Origin of the sequence: Aureimonas mangrovi (assembly GCF_014058705.1) — a bacterium.
Classification (GTDB): Bacteria; Pseudomonadota; Alphaproteobacteria; order Rhizobiales; family Rhizobiaceae; genus Aureimonas; species Aureimonas mangrovi.
In genome coordinates this window covers 39,445-58,953 of the sequence record NZ_CP059692.1, presented here as the reverse complement: position 1 = coordinate 58,953, position 19,509 = coordinate 39,445, and the positions used below count along the sequence as shown (strand labels likewise).

Below are 19,509 nucleotides of genomic sequence, written 5' to 3'. Positions count from 1 at the left end.
TATCGGCGAGCGTCCCGTAAGGCGGCCGATGTCAGTAGCTGAACTGCTCGCCGAGATAGATGCGCCTGACATCGGAATTGGCGACGATCTCGTGCGGGGCGCCGTGGGTGAGGACGGCGCCGGCGTGCATGATGTAGGCGCGGTCGATCAGGCCCAGCGTCTCGCGCACGTTGTGGTCGGTGATGAGCACGCCGATGCCGCGCCGCTTGAGATGGCGCACAAGTTCCTGGATGTCGGAGACGGCGATCGGGTCGACGCCGGCGAAGGGCTCGTCGAGAAGCATGAAAGTGGGTCGCGAGGCGAGCGCCCGCGCGATCTCGCAGCGCCGGCGTTCGCCGCCCGACAGGGCCGTGGCGGGCTGCTTGCGCAGATGCGCGATGCGGAACTCCTCGAGAAGCTCGTCGAGCTGCGTCTCGCGCGCCCTGCCGTCCGGCTCGACGATCTCGAGGACTGCGCGGATGTTCTGCTCGACGGTCAGGCCGCGGAAGATCGAGGCCTCCTGCGGCAGATAGCCGATGCCGAGCCGCGCACGCCGATACATCGGCATTCGTGTGATGTCGTGCCCGTCGAGCTCGATGCGCCCCGCATCCACCGCCACGAGGCCGGTGATCATGTAGAAGCAGGTGGTCTTGCCGGCGCCGTTCGGGCCGAGCAGGCCGACCGCTTCTCCGCGCCGCACCGCGACGCCCACTCCGTCCACCACGCGCCGGCCGCGATAGGTCTTCGTCAGCCCCGCGGCGACGAGCGTACCCTCCCGCGAGGCGGGGGGCATCGGCGAAGGGGGCAGGGCGCTCGTGCGCGCGCCCGTCTCGGTCTGCGACATCCTTGCGGCCTTCGCTTACTGCTGCTCTTCGGAGCCGGGCGTCAGAAGCATGCGCACGCGCCCGCTCTGGTTCCCCGCGCCGCTGCCGCCGGATGCGCCCTGGCAGTCCGTGCTCTGCAGGCGCGCGACGCCGGTGTCCATCTGGATCGTCAGGCGGCACCCGGTGGCGACGTTCGGCCCCTGGCTGAGGACGACGTCCCCGCTCATCACAACGATCTGCGTGGCCATGTCGAAATCGGCTTGTTCGGCGGTCGCCACCTGATCGGCCGAAGTGATCTCGACCTGCCCGCTGGCCTCCAGGCGCTCGATCTCGTTGGAGCCGCCCGGCATGTTCGAGCGCGCGGGCGCCGCCTCGTCCTCACCCTCGTCGGCCCCTTGCGTGTAGTGCACGACGAGGCGCTCGGCGCGCATGCTCGTTTCGCCCTGTTCCACGAAGACCGAGCCGGAGAAGGTCGCGATCCGCTCGCGGTCGTCGACGTCGAGCTGGTCGGATTCAATCGCGATCGGCTGGTCGCCCTGCACCTGCAGGCCGCCGAAGCTCTGGCCGAGGCCCTGCTGCTGCGCGGACGCGGCACCGGCGGGCGCGAGGAGAAGAAGGGCGAGGAGGACGGCGTTGTGTCGCACGGTCGGGGCTCTCAATCGCTCGAGGTCGGGGCGGGGGCGGCGGGATTCTCGGTCGGGGTCTGCGGATCGGCCTCGCCGTCGCTGCCCTCCGGCAGGAGGGTCAGCTTGACGCGGTCGGCGAAGGTGAAGCGCGCGCCGCCGTCCTCGATGGCGAGGCTGCCCGATTCCAGACGCTGGTTCGGCGCGGTGATGATGACGGGCCCCGAGCCGACGAGGCTGCCCGCGGCAAGATCGATGTCCGCCGAGCTCAGGCGCACCGCGACGCCGTCGGAGGTGTCCACGGCGATGTCGTCGGACAGGCGCAGCGTTTCCAGATCGGGGTTGTAGATCCCGTTCGCGGCGGAGATGACGGCGTTGGTGCGCTCGTCGAGCGCGAGTTCGGCGCGGATGCCCTCGAGGTCGATATTGCCGCCTGTCAGCGACTGCACGGCGCGCTGCGCGATCACCGCATAGGGCCGGTCGTTGGAATCGCTGCCGCTCATGCGCGGGTCCTGCATGACGAGGCGCCCGTCCTCGATCGAGGTCGCGGCCAGCGAGAAGTTGCCCGGAAGGCTGCGCGCGAGCCACAGCGCCGCCATCACCGAGACAACGATGAGGAGCGCGACGACGGGCAGCCCGATCTTCATCAGGCGCACGAAGCGCGAATGGCGCCGGGCGCGCGCGAATTCGCGTGCGGAACGCGCTGACGCCGCCGCAGCAGCGTCCGTTCCGTCCATGCCCGTGGTGGTCGCGTGCCTGCTCATGCGGCCCAGATCGTGTCCTGCGAATGGCGGCGAGGCCGGTTGCTCGGATGGGCGAAGCAAGTCCGCCTCGCGCTCCCGGAGAGAAGGGAGCGCGCTGATAATGCGCATATGAGGTTTTTGCATGGTAAAGAAAGTGCGCGCCCGCGCAATCGCGCGGCTTGGCAAGCGCTGGGCCCGTCTTTATCGCATCGGGCCGCGAAACGTGAAGGGGCGGCGCCGATGGGCCGGAGCGCTGAGGACATGATCGACCGGCGGCGCCTGCGCGCCAAGCTCGGCTTCTGGCGCATCGTCGCGCTCGTGTGCCTCGCGGTCGCGATCGCCGCCGGTCCGCTGTTCGTCGCCGCCCAGACGGGGCTGTTCGGCGCGGCGGGCGTCGCCAGTGTCGCCCGCGTCGAGATATCCGGCATCATCCGTCAGGACGACGATCTCCTGGAGCTCCTCGACACGCTGGCACGCGACGATACGGTGAAGGGCGTCGTCCTCGCGATCAATTCGCCGGGCGGCACGACGGTGGGCGGCGAAAGCCTCTACGAAGCCGCGCGCCGGATCGCCGAGGCCAAGCCGCTCGTCGCGGAGGTCGGCTCCCTGGCGGCCTCCGCCGGATACATGGTCGCGGCCGCGAGCGACCATATCGTCGCGCGCGAATCGTCCATCGTCGGCTCGATCGGCGTCATCTTCCAGTATGTCGACGCCTCGACGCTGCTCGGGCGCGTGGGCGTCGACGTCAACGCCGTGAAGTCCTCGCCTTTGAAGGCCGAGCCCTCGCCCTTCCAGCCGACGAGCGAGGAGGCTCGTCAGATGATCGCCCGCCTCGTCGCCTCCACCTACGACTGGTTCGTCGACCTCGTGGCCGCGCGCCGCGACTTTTCGCCCGCGCAGGCGCGCGCCCTTTCCGATGGCTCGGTCTTCAGCGGCCGACAGGGGCTCGATAACGGCCTCGTCGACGCGCTGGGCGGAGAAGGCGAGATCCGGCGCTGGCTCCGGGAAGAACACGGCCTGCCGGAGGGCATCGCCATCGTGGATCGCGAGCCCGTGCGCGAGCGCGGCGCGCTCGGTTTACTGCCCGGCATGCGCGCCTCGTTCCTTGCCTTTCTCGGTCTCGATCCGAGGGCCGAATCGCTGCCGGACGCGCTGGCGCGATCGACCGGCCAGCTTGACGGTCTCCTGTCGCTCTGGCAGCCTGCCGCCGGTTAACTTTGCTGACGATGCGGTGTCGGGGGGCGCCGTTCGGCCAGCGTGACAGCTTCATGCGCACGCGCCGCCCGATGCGGCGGCAGAACCGGCCGGGGGCCGGGCACTCGGGGACTTTTCGACGTGATCAAATCCGAACTCGTGCAGATCATCGCGAGCCGCAACCCGCATCTGTATCAGCGCGACGTCGAGACCATCGTGAACGCGATCTTCGACGAGATCACCGACGCGCTCTGCGCCTCCAACCGCGTGGAACTGCGCGGCTTCGGAGCCTTTTCGGTCAAGAACCGCCCGGCCCGCGCGGGCCGCAACCCGCGCACCGGCGAATCGGTGGCCGTGGACGAGAAGTGGGTGCCCTTCTTCAAGGCCGGCAAGGAACTGCGCGAGCGCCTGAACGATTCGCAGGGCGCCTGACGCGCTTTCACGAGCGGCCGGTCGGCGGTCGTGAAAGCGTCGTCAGACCGTCCCGCGCGTTGACCTTGGCGCGCAACTCCATAACTTGACGCTGAATCACGCGCGTCTCCGGCTTTGCCGGGCAGGCGCCGCGCCCTTCGGCATCATCGGCGAGCAAACTTCATGATCTCACGGCTCCTGTCCATCATCGTGCTGGTCCCGCTGGCGATCCTGATCGTCATCTTCTGCGTGGTGAACCGTGAGCCGGTCTCGGTTTCGATGGACGCGCTCGGCACCTCGCCGCAACTCGCCTTCCAGGCCCCGCTCTTCGTCCTGATCCTCGCCTCGCTGATCCTCGGCGTCCTCCTCGGCGGCATCGCGACCTTCGTCACGCAGGCCCGCTACCGGGCGCGAGCCGCCCGCCGCGCCCGCGAACTGGAGACGTTGCGCCAGGAGGTCGACGCCTCGAACGAGCGCCTGCGCCGCGAGCGCGAGGACCGGGAACGCGAGCGTGCCGCCCAAGCCACGTCTCAGGCCACGGCACAGGTCGCCCCGCCCGCGCCGAGGGATGCGCCCGCCGGGCTCGCCGCACCTGCGCCTTCCGGCCGGCCTGCGATCGCCGGCCCGCGCGCCGCCTGACCCGAGGAGCGGCCCCCCTGCGGCCGGCGCTTTGCCAAGTCGTCGCGATCGCGATAAAGCCCCGCCGATGAGGCGAGAGAAATCACAGGACAGGCGCGACCGTCGCGAGAGCCGGGCCGGCAACCAAGGCCCGGAGCGCGGTGTACCGCGCGCTGGCGACAAAGGCGCTGAGCGCCCGAGCGCGGCCGCTCAGGCGCAGGAAGCCCGTGCGCATCGCGAACCGCCGGTTCTCCCGCCCGGCGAACGGCCCGAGCAGGCGCTGCCGGTCATCCTCAATGTCGAGCCGAACGAGGACTACGCGCTTCTGGATTCCGGTGACGGCGAGAAGCTCGAGCGCTATGGCCCACTCGTCATCCGCCGCCCGGAAAATCAGGCGATCTGGCCGCGCCGCCGGCCCGCGCGCGAGTGGGACGGCGCCGACGCGATCTTCACCGGCGATACCGACGAGGAGGGTGTCGGACGCTGGCGCTTCCCGAAGGCGGCGCTCGGCGAGACCTGGCCGATGCGCCAGGACGGCCTTTCCTATCACGGCCGCTTCACCTCCTTTCGCCACGTCGGCGTGTTTCCCGAGCAGGCCGCGCACTGGCGCTTCGTCGAGGCGCTGACACGGGCGGGCGCCGGCAAGGGGCGCCCCGTGCGCGTCCTGAATCTCTTCGGATACACCGGCCTTGCCTCGCTCCTGGCCGCGCGCGCGGGCGCCGAGGTCACGCATGTCGATGCCTCGAAGAAGGCGATCGGCTGGGCGCGCGAGAACGCCGATCTCGCGGGCCTTGCCGAAGCGCCGATCCGCTGGGTGTGCGAGGACGCGGTGCGCTATGTCGAGCGCGAGGTGAAGCGCGGCAATTCCTACGAGATCATCCTTCTCGACCCGCCGAAATTCGGCCGCGGCCCGAAGGGCGAGATCTGGCAGGTCTTCGAGGACCTGCCCTACCTTCTGTCGCTGACGCGCCGCCTCCTGTCGGACCGCCCGCTGGCGCTGGTGCTGACGGCCTATTCCATCCGCTCGTCCTTCTATTCGCTCTCGGCGCTGATGGCCGAGCACTGCCGGGGCCTCGGCGGGCGGATCGAATCAGGCGAACTGGTGATACGCGAGGAGGGCGCGCAGGCGCGCATGCTCTCCACCTCCCTCTTCTCGCGCTGGATCGCACAAGGAGCAGACACATGAGCGAGCGGGCAGGCGGTCCGGCCGCCATGAAGCCGACGGTGGCGCCCGGCCGGGTGAAGGAGGTGACGAGCGTCTCCAATCCCATCGTCAAGGACATCCGCGCGCTCGCCCTGAAGAAGGGGCGCGACGAGACCGGCCTGTTCCTCGCCGAGGGGCTGAAGCTCGTGCTCGACGCGGTGGATGCCGGCTGGAAGATGGAGACGCTCCTCGTCTCGCGCGCCCGGCTGCCCGAGAGCGAGCTGCTGCAGAAGGCCGCCGCGCGCGCCGTTGCGAGCGGTGCCGATCTTCTCGAATGTTCGGAGAAGGTGCTCGCCGCAGTCGCACGCCGCGACAACCCGCAAGGGGCGATCGGCGTCTTCCACCGGCATCTGACGCCGCTGGACCGGCTCGACCCCGGCGCGGACGGGCTTCTCGTCGTCCTCGACCGGGTGCGCGATCCGGGCAATCTCGGCACGGTCCTTCGCACGGCTGACGCGGCGGGCGCGCGGGGCGTCGTTCTCGTCGGGGATTGCGTCGATCCGTTCTCGCTGGAGACCGTGCGGGCGACGATGGGCTCGATATTCGCCGTGCCGATGGCGCGCGCGAGCGAGGAGGCGTTCCTCGCATGGCGCCGGCGCTTCGCCGGCCTCGTCGTCGGCACACACATGAAGGGCGACACGGACTATCGGGCGCCGAACTATGCAGGGCGGCCGGTCGCGCTCGTGATGGGCAACGAGCAGGCGGGGCTGGGCGAGGCGATGGCGGGCGCCTGCGACACGCTCGTGCGCATCCCGCAGGTCGGCAAGGCCGACAGCCTGAATCTCGCCGTCGCCACCGGCCTGATGATCTTCGAGGCGCGGCGCTCGGTTCTCAAGCTCGCGGAGGCGTCGCGATGATCCTGTGGCAGATTCTCACGGTTGTGGCGGCCGTCTTCATCGACCAGCTCGTCAAGCTCGTCGTCGTGGAGACGATGGCGCTCGGCCAGGCGATCGAGATCCTGCCCTTCTTCGCGCTTCTGCACGCCCGCAACGAGGGCATCGCCTTCTCCATGTTCGCCGGCCTGCACGGCATGGCGCTCGCCGCGCTCTCGACCGTCGTCCTCGCCTTCGTGCTGTGGCTCTGGCGCTCCACCCCGCGCGAGCGGCTGGTGTCGCGGTTCGGCTTCGCCATCATCGTGGGCGGGGCGATCGGCAACCTTATCGACCGCTTCTTCCTTGGCTACGTGGTGGACTACATCTACTTCCACACGCCGGTCTGGTCCTTCGCGGTCTTCAATCTCGCCGACACCTTTATCACGGTCGGCGCCGGCATGATCATCCTCGACGAATTCCTTCTCGAGCCCCGGCGGCGCAGGCGCGCGGCGCGCTCACAAGAGGCTTCATGAACCCGTCTTGTTAGGAGACTAATCCGCTAGGGGATACGGCGGAGGAATCGCGATGAACGCGGCAGACATCAGACAGTTCCGTGGCAAGTCCCCGGCGGCGATCGCCGGTCTTCTCGGGCAGGGGCTGCGCGCTTCCTGGCCGGTGCCCCGGCGCCGCGTCTCACGCACGCTCGGCCGGCTCGGCGGCCTGGAGGTGCGGCTTGCCGGTTCGCGCGCCGAGATCGTCGCCGCCAAGACGCTGCGCTACGAGGTGTTCTGCAACGAGATGGGCGCGCGCCCGACCCTTCGTCAGCGCCTGACCCGGCGCGACGAGGACCGCTTCGACGCCTTCTGCGACCATCTCATCGTGCTCGACCACGACGTGCGCACGCCGATGGGACCGCGCGTCGTTGCCACCTACCGCCTGCTGCGCCACGAGCGCGCGCGGGCGGCGGGCGGGTTCTACAGCGCCGGAGAGTTCGATATCGCGCCGATGCTTGCGCGCCACGATGGCCGCCGCTTCCTCGAACTCGGACGCTCCTGCGTGGAGCCGAGCTACCGTAGCCGGCGCACGGTCGAGCTTCTGTGGCAGGGCATCTGGGCTTTCGCGCGCGAGAACGGCATCGATACGATGTTCGGCTGCGCCTCGCTGCCCGGCACGGACGTTGCGGCGTTGACGCCGGCGCTCGCGCTCCTGCGTGAGAGCGCGATGGCGCCGGACGAGTGGCAGGTCGCGCCGCTGCCCCATGCCGGCACGCGACTGCCGACCGCAACCTGCGCCGATCCGCGTTCGGTTCTGCGGGACATGCCGCCGCTGGTGAAGGGCTATCTGCGGATCGGAGGATACGTCTCCGACGGCCTCGTCGTCGATCACGCCTTCGGGACGACTGACGTCTTCGTCATTCTGCCCGTCGAGCGGATCGCCGGGCGGTATCTTTCGCATTACGGCGAGGACAAGGGCCGCTTCGGTCAGGGCTGCGCAGAAGGGCGCGGGGAGCGCCGCGTCGCCGCCTGAAGCGGCGCGCCCTCAGTTGCCGATGCGCACGACCGAGCGCGTCGTCAGGTCGACGATGACCGGACGTCCCTCGTAGTAGAAATAGCCATAGACCGTGTCGTCATCCTCGGAGGTGGCGACGACGACGTTGGAGGGGACCGACGCGCCGATGGACGGCATCGACGCAAGGTCGGCGTTCTCCGTCGGATGATCGACCGCGTAGTCGTAGATCAGCGTGCGCGACTGCGCGTTCTCCTGCGCGCCGACCGCGACGGCGCCGCCCGCGAGCAGACCGGCCAGGCTCAAAGCGAAAATCCTTGCGACACTCATCTGCATTCCTCGTCCGCTTCGAGCGGCAATTGCGTCCCTGGCCCGTATAACGTTCCGGGCCGCTAACGGTTCTGCCGGCCCGGCGATGACGCTGGCTGCATCGGCCGATGACGCGAAGACCTATGACCCAACCGCCGTGAACGCCGGGTGAACATCCGCCGCAAATATCGCGGTTGGAGAGGGCGCGTTCAAGTCCCGCGCACTCAACCAATCGCGAGCGCGGCCGAACGGGCCGCCGCTCGCATTCCCGTGGACGGCGCGCGCCGGCCCGTTTTCGCCGCCGTCGGCTTCGTCTATGGGTCGGCGATGCTGCCGAGTTTCCGAAAGACGCCATGCGGACCGCGCCCATGAAGGACGACGCACCGGCCCCCACGCCGATGATGGCGCAGTTCCTCGAGATCAAGGCCGCCCACGCGGATTGCCTCCTGTTCTACAGGATGGGCGATTTCTACGAACTGTTCTTCGAGGACGCGGAGATCGCCGCCGCGATCCTCGGCATCACGCTCACCAAGCGCGGCAAGCATCTGGGCGAGGACATCCCGATGGCCGGCGTGCCGGTCGTCTCGTCCGAGGACTATCTCCAGAAGCTGATCGCGAGCGGGCGCCGCGTCGCCGTCTGCGAACAGGTCGAGGACCCGGCAGAGGCCAAGAAGCGCGGCGGCAAGTCGGTGGTCAAGCGCGAGGTCGTGCGGCTCGTCACGCCCGGCACCATCACCGAGGAGACGCTGCTGGATGCGGGTCGGCCGAACTATCTCGCATGCGCCGCAAGGCTGGGGCGCGGTGGGGAAGCCGATTTCGCAATCGCCTGGAGCGACCTGTCGACCGGGCTCTTCCGCGTGGCAAGAACGAGCGCCGCGCGCCTTGCCGGGGATCTTCTCGCCATCGAGCCGAGCGAGGTGGTCGTCTCCGAGGCTCTGCTGGCCGATCCCGAGCTGGAAGCGGCGCTGCGCCCGCTGAAGACGCTCCTGCGGGCCGAGCCGGCGAGCCTCTTCGACGGCACGAGCGCCGAGGCGCGGCTTTCGCGGTTCTACGGCGTCGCGACGCTCGAGGGCTTTGGTGACTTCTCGCGCGCCGAGATGAGCGCGGCCGCCGCGCTCCTGTCCTATCTCGGCCAGACGCAGCTCGCGGCGCGCCCGGCGCTGGAGCGCCCGCAACGCGTCGACGCCGACGCGGTCATGCTGATCGACCCGGCGACGCGCGCAAGTCTCGAACTGACGCGAACGCTGGCCGGGCGCCGGCAGGGATCGCTCCTTGCAACGATCGATCGGACGGTGACGGGCGCAGGCTCGCGCCTTCTGGCAAGCCGCCTCGCGCAGCCCCTGACGGACCCCGCCGCCATCCGGGAGCGGCAGGAGAGCGTCTCCTTCTTCCTCGCCGAGCGGGGTGCGGGCGCCGGCCTCCGCGAATGCCTGAAGGGCCTGCCGGACATCGAGCGCGCGCTCTCGCGCCTTTCGCTCGACCGGGGCGGCCCGCGCGATCTCGGCGCCGTCGCCGAGGCGCTGCGGCGCATCGAAGCGGTGCGGGGCGTGATGGCCGGCGGCGCGGCGGGCCGCGAGATCGAGGCCGCCCTTGCCGCTCTCGCCGGCCCGCCGCCGGCCCTCGCCGAGCGGCTGGAGCGCGAGCTTGCCGACGAACTGCCCCTGCACAAGCGCGACGGGCACTTCATCGCGGCCGGCGCCATCGCCGAGCTCGACGAAGCGCGTGATCTGCGCGACCGCGCGCGCAAGGTCGTCGCCGATCTCCAGGCCCGCTATCTCGCCGAGACCGGCGTGCGCTCGCTCAAGATCCGCCACAACAACGTCCTCGGCTATTTCGTCGAGGTGCCGGAGGCGCAGGGGGCGGCGCTCGCCGCTTCGCCCATCTTCGTCCACCGACAGACCCTGGCGAGCGCCATGCGCTTCTCCTCGGTCGAACTCGCCGATCTCGAAACGCGCATTACGCAGGCCGCCGCAACCGCACTGTCGCTCGAGATCGCGGCTTTCGAGGCGCTGCGAGAGGCGGTGCTGGATGCGCTGGAGCCCTTGCGGGCGGCCGCCGGCGCTCTGGCGCTTCTCGACCTTTCGGCCGCGCTCGCCGATCTCGCCGCCAAGGAGGACTGGGTCCGCCCGCTCGTCGACGACAGCCTCGCCTTCCTCGTCGAATGCGGGCGCCACCCGGTGGTGGAGGCGGCGCTGAAGGCGGGCTCGGGCGAGCCTTTCGTCGCCAACGACTGCGATCTCTCGCCGCCACAAGGCGCCGAGGCCGGCGCGATCTGGCTTCTCACCGGCCCGAACATGGGCGGCAAGTCCACCTTCCTGCGCCAGAACGCGCTGATCGCGGTGCTCGCCCAGATCGGCGCCTACGTGCCGGCGACGAAGGCCCATATCGGCGTCGTCGACCGCCTGTTCAGCCGCGTCGGCGCGTCGGACGATCTCGCGGAAGGGCGCTCGACCTTTATGGTCGAGATGGTCGAGACCGCCGCGATCCTCAACCAGGCGGGCCCGCGCACGCTGGTGGTTCTGGACGAGATCGGGCGCGGAACGGCGACCTATGACGGCCTGTCGATCGCGTTCGCCGCGGTCGAGCATCTGCACGAGGCGAATCGCGCCCGCGCGCTCTTCGCCACGCATTTCCACGAGATGACGGCGCTCGCCGCGCGGCTGACGCGCCTGCACAACGTGACGATGCGCGTGAAGGAATGGGAGGGCGAGGTCGTTTTCCTCCACGAGGTGAAGGCGGGCGTCGCGGATCGTTCCTACGGCATCCAGGTCGCCAAGCTCGCCGGACTGCCGCCAGCCGTCGTCGAGCGCGCGCGCCACGTCCTCAAACAGTTGGAGAAGGGCGGGCGCGGGGAACGCCGGGCCGCTTTCGTCGACGACCTGCCGCTGTTCTCGGCCGTGCGCGCGGCCCCCGCCGCGCCGGAACCGGACCCGCGCCTCGCCGCGCTTGAGGCCCTTGACCCGGACGCCCTTTCTCCGCGCGAAGCGTTGGAGGCGCTCTACCGCCTGAAGTCGCTGCCCCGGCCGGTGGAATGAGCCAAGTCTTTCGCCGCGCATCGGAAATGGTCTATAGCCCGCCATTCCGACGAGGTGGGCCACGAATGCGGGCGAGCGTTTGATGAACGCATCAGCGACGAAAGAAGCGAAGCGGGCCGTGCTCGGCGAGCCGGAGGTCCTCGACCTGCGCCTTGCCGAGATCGTCGACACCGCCCGCCTCGCCACCGATCTGGAGGCCACGGCCGAAATGGGCACGGATGCGCGTCCGGCGGTCCTGCAGGTGCTGAAGGCTGCCAATGCGGTGGGTCGCAAGGCGGCCGAGGCGATGCTCTTCGCCGATGGCGGCGGGCTTGCCTGCGCCATGCGCATCTCCGCGCTGCAGGATACGCTGATCCGGGCGATCCACGATTACGCGCTGGCCCATGTTTTCCAGGCGCCCAACCCGTCGGCGGGCGAGCGCATGGCGATCTGCGCCGTCGGCGGCTACGGGCGCGGCACGCTGGCGCCGGGCTCGGACATCGATCTCCTGTTCCTCCTGCCCTACAAGCAGACCGCACTGGGCGAGCAGGTGGCGGAGTACCTGCTCTATCTCCTGTGGGATCTCGGCTTCAAGGTCGGCCATTCCACCCGCTCGGTCGACGAATGCGTGCGCCTCGCACGCGAGGATTTCACCATCCGCACCGCGCTTCTGGAGCGGCGGCTGATCGTCGGCGAACCGGCTCTTTTCGACGAGCTCGGCCGGCGCTTCGACGCCGAAGTCGTCGAGGGCACGGGCGCGGCCTTCATCGCCGCCAAGCTCGCCGAGCGCGACGCGCGCCACGCCAAGAGCGGCGACACGCGCTACCTCGTCGAGCCGAACGTCAAGGAAGGCAAGGGCGGCCTTCGCGACCTCAACACCCTCTTCTGGATCGCCAAGGATCACTACCGTCTCGACACGCGCGAGGAGCTGGTGGCGGCCGGCGTCTTCTCGCGCCGCGAGGGGCGCATCTTCGCCAAGGCGGAGGACTTCCTCTGGGCCGTGCGCTGCCACATGCACTTCCTCACCGGCAAGGCCGAGGAGCGCCTGTCTTTCGACCTGCAGCCCGAGATCGCCGAACGGCTCGGTTATTCGGAGCATCCCGGGCTGAAGGAAGTCGAGCGCTTCATGAAGCACTACTTCCTGATCGCCAAGGACGTGGGCGACCTCACCGGCATCTTCTGCGCCGGGCTGGAGGAGGAGCACGCCAAGGAGGCGCCGGGACTGCGCGGGCTGATCCGCTCGCTGCGCCAGCGCTCGCGCCAGATCCCCGGCACGCTCGCCTTCGTCATCGACAACAACCGCATCAACGTCACGTCCCGCACCGTCTTCTCGGACGATCCGGTGAACATGATCCGCATCTTCCGGCTGGCCGCGCGCCACGAGCTGGAATACCATCCGGACGCGCTGAAGCTGATCCGCCGGCAGCTGCGCCTCGTTGATGGAGCCTTGCGCGAGAACCCGGAGGCCAACAGCCTCTTCCTCGACGTCCTGACCGACCCCGCCAACCCCGAGCTGCATCTGCGGCGCATGAGCGAGGCCGGCGTCCTCGGCCGGTTCATTCCCGAGTTCGGGCGCATCGTGGCGATGATGCAGTTCAACATGTACCACCACTACACGGTGGACGAGCACCTCCTGCGCACCGTCGCGACGCTCTCGCGGCTGGAACACGGCGAACTGGAGAACGAGCTGCCCCTGACGTCCGGCTTCGTCGGCGCGATCAAGGACCGTGTGCCGCTCTACGTCGCGCTCCTCCTGCACGACATCGCCAAGGGGCGCCCGGAGGATCATTCGGTGGCCGGCGCGCGCATCGCGCGGCATCTGTGTCCGCGCCTCGGCCTTGACGAGCGCGAGACGGCGCTCGTCGCGTGGCTGGTGGAGGAACACCTGACGATGTCGATGGTCGCCCAGCAGCGCGATCTCACCGACCGCAAGACGATCCGCGACTTCGCCGACCGCGTTCAGACGCTCGACCGCCTGCAGCTTCTGACGATCCTCACCGTGTGCGACATCCGGGCGGTGGGGCCGGGCGTGTGGAACGGCTGGAAGGGCCAGCTCATCCGCACGCTCTACACAGAGACCGAGCCGGTCCTGACCGGCGGCTTCTCGCAGTCCTCGCGTGCCCAGCGCACCGCGGCCGCGCGCTGGGAACTGGCCGATGCCCTCATGGACTGGCCGGACGAGGAGCGGCGCCAGATCGTCGAGGCGCACTATCCGAACTATCTGCTGACGGTGCCGCTGGAGGACCAGAAGCGCCATGCCGCCTTCCTGCGCGAGAACATCGAGGCGGGCGCCGAGCTGTCCACCAGCGTGCGCACCGACGCCTTCCGCGGCGTGACCGAGATCACGGTGCTCGCGCCCGACCACCCGCGTCTTCTCTCCTTCATCGCGGGCGGCTGCGCCGCGACGGGCGCCAACATCGCCGACGCGCAGATCTTCACCATGACGGACGGCCGCGCGCTCGACATCATCACCGTCAACCGCGCCTTCGCCGAGGACGAGGACGAGTTGCGCCGCGCCGAGCGGATCGCCAGGAACATCCGCTCGCTGCTGCACGGACGCCAGGCGATGCCGGAGCTTCTGGCCAGCCGCAAGGCGCGCGGGCGCGACCTCTCCTCCTTCGCGGTGCGTCCGCGCGCCACGGTGCGCAACGAGCTTTCGGAGAACCTGACCGTCATCGAGGTCGAGGGACTGGACCGCACGGGCCTTCTCTCCGACCTCACCGGCGCGATCTCCGACCTCAACCTCGACATCCGCTCCGCCCATGTCTCGACCTATGGCGAGAAGGTCGTCGACGTCTTCTACGTCACCGATCTCCTCGGCATGAAGATTGCCGGCGAGGGGCGCGCCGAGCGCATCGAGCGGCGGCTGACGGCGGTTCTGGAAAGCGCCGAGGGCGAGGCCTCCTCGCCGTCCGCCCAGCCCTCTACCGTCGCCTTCGGCATGAGCGCGCGTTGAACCTTCTCGGCAAATTCGCGACCGTCGGCGGGGCGACGCTCCTCAGCCGCATCTTCGGCTTCGCGCGCGAGATGATGATGGCTGCCGCGCTCGGCATCGGCCCGGTGGCGGACGCCTTCAACCTCGCCTTCCGCTTTCCCAACCTCTTCCGGCGCCTTTTCGCCGAGGGCGCCTTCAACGCCGCCTTCATCCCGCTTTTCGCGCGGTCGCTGGAGGAAGAGGGCGAGGACGGCGCGCGGCGCTTCGCGGCCGAGATTTTCTCCACGCTCTTCACCGTCCTCGCGGCTCTGACGATCGTCGCGATCGTCTTCATGCCGGCGCTGGTGACGACGGTGATCGCGCCCGGCCTTGCGGCCTGCGTCGACGAGGCGGGCGGTGCGCAGGCGCTCTCCTGTGCCGAGCGCTTCGACATCACCGTCGCCTTCTCGCGGGTGATGTTCCCCTATCTCGCCTGCATGTCGCTGATGGCGATGGTGGCGGGCATCCTCAACGCCTTTCGGCGGTTCTTCGCGGCGGCCGTCGCGCCGACGCTCCTCAACTTCGTCCTGATCGCCGTCCTCCTCTACGGTTGGCATGTCGAGGCCTCGACCGTCACGATCGGCTGGATGATGAGCTGGGGCGTGCTCGTGGCCGGCGTCGCTCAGCTTGCGCTCGTCACCTTCGCCATGCGCCATATGGGCTTTTCTGTCTCGATCCGGCGCCCGCGCTGGACGGGAAACCTGAAGCGCCTCCTCGTCCTTGCCGGCCCCGCCGCGCTGATCGGCGGCATCACCCAGATCAACCTCTTCGTCGGCCAGGCGATCGCCTCCTTCAAGCCGGGCGCCGTGTCGATCCTGACCTATGCCGACCGGCCCTATCAGCTGCCGCTCGGCATGGTGGGCGTGGCGATCGGCGTCGTGCTCCTGCCCGAGCTCGCCCGCGCCCTGAAGGCGGGACGCCTCGCGGAAGCGCAGAACACACAGAACCGCAGCCTCGAGTTCGCGCTCTTCCTCACCGTTCCGGCGGCGATCGCGCTGTTCCTCATCCCCGAGCCGATCGTGCGCGTCATCTACGAGCGCGGCGCCTTCGGCCCGGAGGTGACTGAGGCCGTGGCCGCCGTTCTCGGCCTCTACGCGCTCGGCCTGCCTGCTTTCGTCCTTATCAAGGTGTTCTCGCCGGGCTATTTCGCGCGCGAGGACACGAGGACGCCGATGATCGTCACGCTGATCTCGGCGGTCGCCAACATCGTCCTGTCCCTCGTCCTGTTCTGGGCAATGGCCGAGCGCGGCATCGCGCTGGCGACGACGCTCGCCGGCTGGCTGAACGCCGGCCTTTTGTTCTGGGGCCTGAAGCGGCGCGGGCTCTGGGAGGGCGATCGCGCGCTTCTGAAGCGCTCGGCGCTGGTGCTTCTTTCGGCTGCGCTGATGGGCGCGGTGCTGATCGCGCTGATGGGCGTCCTGGAGCCGCATCTGTCCGCCACTGCCGGGCTGCATCGCCAGCTTGCCGGCCTCGCTCTTCTGGCGGGCGGCGGCATGGCCGTCTATTTCGCGCTCGCGCTGGCCACCGGTGCCGCCGACCGTGCGGTCGTCATGCGGCTTGTGAAGCGCAGGCGCGCCTGACGGTTTCCCGCATCCTTGATCGGCGGCCCTCGGCCGGTCCATAAGCGGCCGACCTTCGCGCCGCCGCACCCGAACGGAAGACGACCGTATATGAGCGAATTCGCGCCCCGCATCCTTTCGGGCATCCAGCCGACGGGAAATCTGCATCTCGGCAACTATCTCGGCGCGGTGAAGCGCTTCGTGCCCTTGCAGGACGAGTATCCGAGCCTCTTCTGCGTCGTGGACCTGCACGCCATCACCGCGCAGCTCGTGCAGGACGATCTCGCCGGCCAGACGCGCTCCATCGCAGCCGCCTATCTCGCCGCCGGCATCGATCCGAAGCGCGCGATCATCTTCAACCAGAGCCGCGTCGCCGGTCACACCGAGCTCGCCTGGATCTTCAACTGCGTGGCGCGCATCGGCTGGATGAACCGCATGACGCAGTTCAAGGACAAGGCCGGCAAGGACCGCGAGAACGCCTCGCTCGGGCTTCTGGCCTATCCGAGCCTGATGGCGGCCGACATCCTCGTCTACCGCGCGACGCACGTCCCCGTCGGCGAGGACCAGAAGCAGCATCTGGAACTGACGCGCGATATCGCGATCAAGTTCAACAACGACTTCTCCGCGCGGATCGCCGGCGCCGGCCTCGGCACGCCCATCCGCATGGGAGAGGAGACGGTGCAGGGCTATTTCCCGATCACCGAGCCGCTGATCGGCGGCCCGGCGGCCCGCGTCATGAGCCTTCGCGACGGCACCAGGAAGATGTCGAAGTCGGACCCTTCCGACCTCTCGCGCATCAATCTGACGGACGATTCGGAGACGATCGCAAAGAAGATCCGCAAGGCCAAGACCGATCCGGACGCGCTGCCCTCGGAGATCGACGGCCTCACGGGCCGCCCGGAGGCGGACAATCTCGTCGGCATCTTCGCCGCGCTCGCCGAACGCAGCAAGCAAGAGGTGCTGGCCGAGTATGGCGGTCGGCAGTTCTCCGAGTTCAAGCCGGCGCTCGTGGAACTCGCGGCCGAGGCGCTCGGCCCTGTCACGGGCGAGATGCGTCGCCTGATCGCCGACCCCGGCCATATCGATGCGGTTCTGCGCGACGGCGGGGAACGCGCGAACGAGATCGCCGAGGCGACCATGCGCGACGTCAAGACGATCGTCGGAATGCTGCAGGGCTGAGCCACCGCTCAGTCTACACGTCTTGTCGAGATAGGGCTTGCGCGGCGGGCGTGGTCTCGCCATCTTGCCGCCATGGTTTCAAGACGTCTCGGGCGCCGCGAGGGCGGCAAGCGCAAGTTCCTCGCGATCATCGACGACACGCCCGAATGCGGGCGTGCGGCCACCTATGCCGCCATGCGGGCAGCCGCGAGCGGGGGCGGCGTGGTCTTCCTGTACGTGATTGCCGAAGGCGACTTCCAGCACTGGCTGGGCGTCGAAAAGATCATGCGCGCCGAGGCGGCCGAAGAGGCCGACAACCGCCTCGCGCGCGTCGCCGACGAGATGCGTGAGAAGGTCGGCGTCGAGCCCGAACTCGTCGTGCGCGAGGGCAAGGTCCAGGAGGAAATCCACAAGCTGATCGAGACGGACCGCGAGATCGCGATCCTCGTTCTCGCCGCCTCGGACTCCTCCGAAGGGCCGGGACCGCTCGTCGCGGCCGTGGCAGGGCGCTCGGCCGCCTTCCCCGTGCCCGTCACCATCGTGCCCGCGACGCTGACGGACGAGGAGATCGAAAGCCTCTCCTGACGCTCGCTTGCGGGCAGGGCTCGGGAGGCTTATCTCCAGCGTCAGATTTCAGGCGCGCTCCGATTTCAGGTGTGCCAGATGAGGGCCCGAGCGATGTTCATCCAGACCGAAGCCACGCCGAACCCGCAGACGCTGAAGTTCCTGCCCGGCCGGGTGGTGCTCGAAACCGGCACGGCCGAGTTCCTGACGGAGGAGGACGCGGCGATGCGCTCGCCGCTCGCCGCCAAGCTGATGGCGATCGACGGCGTCACCGGCGTCTTCTTCGGCTATGATTTCGTCACGGTCACCAAGGACGCGACGGGCTGGGAACATCTCAAGCCCGCGATCCTCGCCGGTCTGATGGAGCATTTCATGTCGAACCGCGCCGTGATGGCGCCGGGGGGCAGTGGCGAGACCGCGACCCACGATTCGGGCGAGGAGTTCTTCGAGGCCGGCGACGAGAACATCGTCGAGACCATCAAGGAGCTTCTGGAGACGCGCGTGCGCCCCGCCGTCGCGCAGGACGGTGGCGACATCACCTTCCGCGGTTTCCGGGACGGTGTCGTGTTCCTCAACATGCGCGGCGCCTGTGCCGGCTGCCCGTCCTCGACGGCCACCCTCAAGCACGGCATCGAGAACCTTCTTCGCCACTTCGTGCCCGAGGTCGAGGGCGTCGAGGCGATGGAAGCGGCCTGAGGCTTCCGTGACGAATTCGAAAGACGATGAAGCCCGCCCGTCCGGCGGGCTTTGTCTTGCCATCGACACGGCCGGTGCGCGCTGCTCCGCCGCTGTCCTGGACATGGGCGCGAAGGCGGTTCTTGCGGAAGCCGAACCGGAGATCGGGCGCGGCCATGCCGAGAAGTTGATGGAGGTCGTCGCGGACGTCCTGAAGGCGGCCGACGCCTCCTATGCGGATCTCTCGCGCGTCGCCGTCACGCTCGGGCCGGGCTCCTTCACCGGCATCCGCGTCGGCGTCGCGACGGCCCGTGGCCTCGCGCTCGCGCTGAACGTGCCGGCCCTCGGGGTGTCGACGCTCGAAGCGCTCGCCGAGCCGTTCCTCGATGGCTCGGGTTCGGTCCTCGCCGTGCAGGACGCCAAGCGCGGCGAGGTCTACGTCGCGCTCTATGCGCCGGACGGCGCGCTCCTGGCCGGGCCCGCCGCGATCGCTCCCGACGATCTTCCGGTCTTCGCGGGCGAGGCTGCCGCGCCGCTGCGCCTTGTCGGCTCGGGCGCGGGGATCGCAGCAGAGCGACTGCCGGACGCCGAGATCGCCGACGATACCGGCGCGGTGGCGATCGCCGCCGTCGCGCGGATCGGTGCGCGCAGGATGCCGGGCGAGGCGGTGCGCCCGCTCTATCTGCGCGGTGCCGACGCCAAGCCGCAAACTGCGCCCTCGCTGCGCCGATCCGGTTCACAACCGGGCTTTGCGCTGAAATAATCCCCTCCGGGCGCTCGCGGGCGGCGTTGGGAGGATGGGATGTTCTGGTATCTGCCGTTCGGGTGGGGAATGACCTTCTGGGATGAGATGTTGCGCGGGCCCGCCGTGACGAGCACCGAGCTTGCCGAGGTCGATCTCGACGCCGCGGCCGAAATCCACGCGCAGGCCTTCTCGCAGGCCTGGTCCGGTGACGAATTCGCCGCTCTTCTCGGACAGGACGGCGTCTTCGGCTTCGCGGCGCGGCGCGTGGCGGCGCCCGATACGAACCCGCTCGGCATCGTGCTGGCGCGTCTCGCCGTCGACGAGGCCGAAATCCTCACCGTCGCCGTTTCCCCCGCCGCGCGCGGCAAGGGGGTCGGCCGTCTCCTGATGGACAGCGTCCTCCAGCGCCTCCACGCCGAGCGCGCGAATGCGCTCTTCCTCGAGGTGGAGGAAACCAACGTGCCGGCGCTGGCGCTCTATCGCCGCCTGCGCTTCGAGGAAGTGGGTCGCCGGCCGGCCTATTACGCGGGCGCCGACGGAAAGCGCACCAGCGCCCTCGTCCTCAAACGCGCCCTGCGCACGGCGTGAGGGCCGCGC

The 19,509-nt window shown here is 69.3% G+C and carries 19 protein-coding genes; 15 read left to right on the top strand and 4 right to left on the bottom strand.

Translation table 11 applies throughout. The features are described 5' to 3' along the window. Positions 1-31: 31 nt before the first annotated feature. The 3 genes from lptB to lptC form a co-directional block, all read right to left on the bottom strand. Positions 32-772 carry an LPS export ABC transporter ATP-binding protein gene (lptB, locus tag H1343_RS00295; protein WP_246333643.1) on the bottom strand — a complete coding sequence of 247 codons (741 nt, stop codon included), beginning with the start codon at positions 770-772 and terminating at the stop codon, positions 32-34. 66 nt (positions 773-838) lie between these two features. Continuing rightward, positions 839-1,447, bottom strand: coding sequence for an LptA/OstA family protein (locus tag H1343_RS00290; protein WP_246333181.1), 609 nt, complete (start codon positions 1,445-1,447; stop codon positions 839-841). A gap of 11 nt (positions 1,448-1,458) precedes the next feature. Continuing rightward, positions 1,459-2,190 carry an LPS export ABC transporter periplasmic protein LptC gene (lptC, locus tag H1343_RS00285; RefSeq protein ID WP_185984017.1) on the bottom strand — a complete coding sequence of 244 codons (732 nt, stop codon included), beginning with the start codon at positions 2,188-2,190 and terminating at the stop codon, positions 1,459-1,461. 219 nt (positions 2,191-2,409) lie between these two features. Here lptC and sppA point away from each other — a divergent pair, with 219 nt between their 5' ends. The 7 genes from sppA to olsB all read left to right on the top strand — a co-directional run bounded on the left by sppA (position 2,410) and on the right by olsB (position 7,935). Continuing rightward, the gene (sppA, locus tag H1343_RS00280; protein WP_185984016.1) at positions 2,410-3,384 is read left to right on the top strand and encodes a signal peptide peptidase SppA; all 975 of its coding nucleotides are present in this window, start codon (positions 2,410-2,412) and stop codon (positions 3,382-3,384) included. 120 nt (positions 3,385-3,504) lie between these two features. Next, positions 3,505-3,795: an integration host factor subunit beta gene (locus H1343_RS00275; RefSeq protein WP_185984015.1), complete on the top strand. Its 291-nt coding sequence runs from the start codon at positions 3,505-3,507 to the stop codon at positions 3,793-3,795. Positions 3,796-3,957: 162 nt separating this feature from the next. Continuing rightward, positions 3,958-4,413: a lipopolysaccharide assembly protein LapA domain-containing protein gene (locus H1343_RS00270; protein WP_185984014.1), complete on the top strand. Its 456-nt coding sequence runs from the start codon at positions 3,958-3,960 to the stop codon at positions 4,411-4,413. 67 nt (positions 4,414-4,480) lie between these two features. Continuing rightward, on the top strand, positions 4,481-5,578 hold the full coding sequence (locus tag H1343_RS00265) for an RsmD family RNA methyltransferase (RefSeq protein WP_185984013.1): 1,098 nt from the start codon (positions 4,481-4,483) through the stop codon (positions 5,576-5,578). Beyond that, positions 5,575-6,453: a TrmH family RNA methyltransferase gene (locus H1343_RS00260; RefSeq protein ID WP_246333180.1), complete on the top strand. Its 879-nt coding sequence runs from the start codon at positions 5,575-5,577 to the stop codon at positions 6,451-6,453. The genes H1343_RS00265 and H1343_RS00260 overlap by 4 nt, the downstream gene beginning before the upstream one ends. Continuing rightward, a complete protein-coding gene (gene lspA, locus H1343_RS00255; RefSeq protein ID WP_185984012.1) occupies positions 6,450-6,941 on the top strand; it encodes a signal peptidase II in 492 nt (163 codons plus the stop codon). The genes H1343_RS00260 and lspA overlap by 4 nt, the downstream gene beginning before the upstream one ends. Before the next feature lie 52 nt (positions 6,942-6,993). After that, positions 6,994-7,935 (top strand): l-ornithine N(alpha)-acyltransferase, encoded by a 942-nt coding sequence (gene olsB / locus H1343_RS00250; protein ID WP_185984011.1) that lies wholly within the window; start codon positions 6,994-6,996, stop codon positions 7,933-7,935. Between the two features lie 12 nt (positions 7,936-7,947). Here the strand turns inward: olsB and H1343_RS00245 are convergent, their stop codons facing one another. Continuing rightward, on the bottom strand, positions 7,948-8,220 hold the full coding sequence (locus H1343_RS00245; protein ID WP_185984010.1) for a hypothetical protein: 273 nt from the start codon (positions 8,218-8,220) through the stop codon (positions 7,948-7,950). 371 nt (positions 8,221-8,591) lie between these two features. Between H1343_RS00245 and mutS the strand changes: the two genes are divergently transcribed. From mutS to H1343_RS00205, 8 genes are all read left to right on the top strand, one after another. Further along, on the top strand, positions 8,592-11,258 hold the full coding sequence (gene mutS, locus H1343_RS00240; RefSeq protein WP_246333179.1) for a DNA mismatch repair protein MutS: 2,667 nt from the start codon (positions 8,592-8,594) through the stop codon (positions 11,256-11,258). An 82-nt stretch (positions 11,259-11,340) separates the two neighbouring features. Then, positions 11,341-14,193 (top strand): [protein-PII] uridylyltransferase, encoded by a 2,853-nt coding sequence (locus H1343_RS00235; RefSeq protein ID WP_185984009.1) that lies wholly within the window; start codon positions 11,341-11,343, stop codon positions 14,191-14,193. Beyond that, positions 14,190-15,791, top strand: a complete 1,602-nt coding sequence (gene murJ / locus H1343_RS00230) for a murein biosynthesis integral membrane protein MurJ (protein WP_185984008.1) — start codon at positions 14,190-14,192, stop codon at positions 15,789-15,791. The genes H1343_RS00235 and murJ overlap by 4 nt, the downstream gene beginning before the upstream one ends. A 90-nt stretch (positions 15,792-15,881) precedes the next feature. After that, positions 15,882-16,949 carry a tryptophan--tRNA ligase gene (gene trpS, locus H1343_RS00225; protein WP_185984007.1) on the top strand — a complete coding sequence of 356 codons (1,068 nt, stop codon included), beginning with the start codon at positions 15,882-15,884 and terminating at the stop codon, positions 16,947-16,949. 72 nt (positions 16,950-17,021) lie between these two features. Then, entirely contained in the window at positions 17,022-17,513 is a 492-nt protein-coding gene (locus tag H1343_RS00220) for a universal stress protein (protein ID WP_185984006.1), read from the top strand. 93 nt (positions 17,514-17,606) lie between these two features. Then, positions 17,607-18,188: a NifU family protein gene (locus tag H1343_RS00215; protein WP_185984005.1), complete on the top strand. Its 582-nt coding sequence runs from the start codon at positions 17,607-17,609 to the stop codon at positions 18,186-18,188. 7 nt (positions 18,189-18,195) lie between these two features. After that, positions 18,196-18,930 carry a tRNA (adenosine(37)-N6)-threonylcarbamoyltransferase complex dimerization subunit type 1 TsaB gene (tsaB, locus tag H1343_RS00210; protein WP_185984004.1) on the top strand — a complete coding sequence of 245 codons (735 nt, stop codon included), beginning with the start codon at positions 18,196-18,198 and terminating at the stop codon, positions 18,928-18,930. A gap of 39 nt (positions 18,931-18,969) precedes the next feature. Then, a complete protein-coding gene (locus H1343_RS00205; protein ID WP_185984003.1) occupies positions 18,970-19,500 on the top strand; it encodes a GNAT family N-acetyltransferase in 531 nt (176 codons plus the stop codon). Positions 19,501-19,509 lie beyond the last annotated feature (9 nt).

Coding starts and splice junctions, on each gene's coding strand:
- lptB (WP_246333643.1), bottom strand. CDS start 772: ATGCCCCCCGCCTCGCGGGAGGGTACGCTCGTCGCCGCGGGGCTGACG.
- lptC (WP_185984017.1), bottom strand. CDS start 2,190: ATGAGCAGGCACGCGACCACCACGGGCATGGACGGAACGGACGCTGCT.
- sppA (WP_185984016.1), top strand. CDS start 2,410: ATGGGCCGGAGCGCTGAGGACATGATCGACCGGCGGCGCCTGCGCGCC.
- H1343_RS00270 (WP_185984014.1), top strand. CDS start 3,958: ATGATCTCACGGCTCCTGTCCATCATCGTGCTGGTCCCGCTGGCGATC.
- H1343_RS00265 (WP_185984013.1), top strand. CDS start 4,481: ATGAGGCGAGAGAAATCACAGGACAGGCGCGACCGTCGCGAGAGCCGG.
- H1343_RS00260 (WP_246333180.1), top strand. CDS start 5,575: ATGAGCGAGCGGGCAGGCGGTCCGGCCGCCATGAAGCCGACGGTGGCG.
- lspA (WP_185984012.1), top strand. CDS start 6,450: ATGATCCTGTGGCAGATTCTCACGGTTGTGGCGGCCGTCTTCATCGAC.
- olsB (WP_185984011.1), top strand. CDS start 6,994: ATGAACGCGGCAGACATCAGACAGTTCCGTGGCAAGTCCCCGGCGGCG.
- mutS (WP_246333179.1), top strand. CDS start 8,592: ATGAAGGACGACGCACCGGCCCCCACGCCGATGATGGCGCAGTTCCTC.
- H1343_RS00235 (WP_185984009.1), top strand. CDS start 11,341: ATGAACGCATCAGCGACGAAAGAAGCGAAGCGGGCCGTGCTCGGCGAG.
- trpS (WP_185984007.1), top strand. CDS start 15,882: ATGAGCGAATTCGCGCCCCGCATCCTTTCGGGCATCCAGCCGACGGGA.
- H1343_RS00220 (WP_185984006.1), top strand. CDS start 17,022: ATGGTTTCAAGACGTCTCGGGCGCCGCGAGGGCGGCAAGCGCAAGTTC.
- H1343_RS00215 (WP_185984005.1), top strand. CDS start 17,607: ATGTTCATCCAGACCGAAGCCACGCCGAACCCGCAGACGCTGAAGTTC.
- H1343_RS00205 (WP_185984003.1), top strand. CDS start 18,970: ATGTTCTGGTATCTGCCGTTCGGGTGGGGAATGACCTTCTGGGATGAG.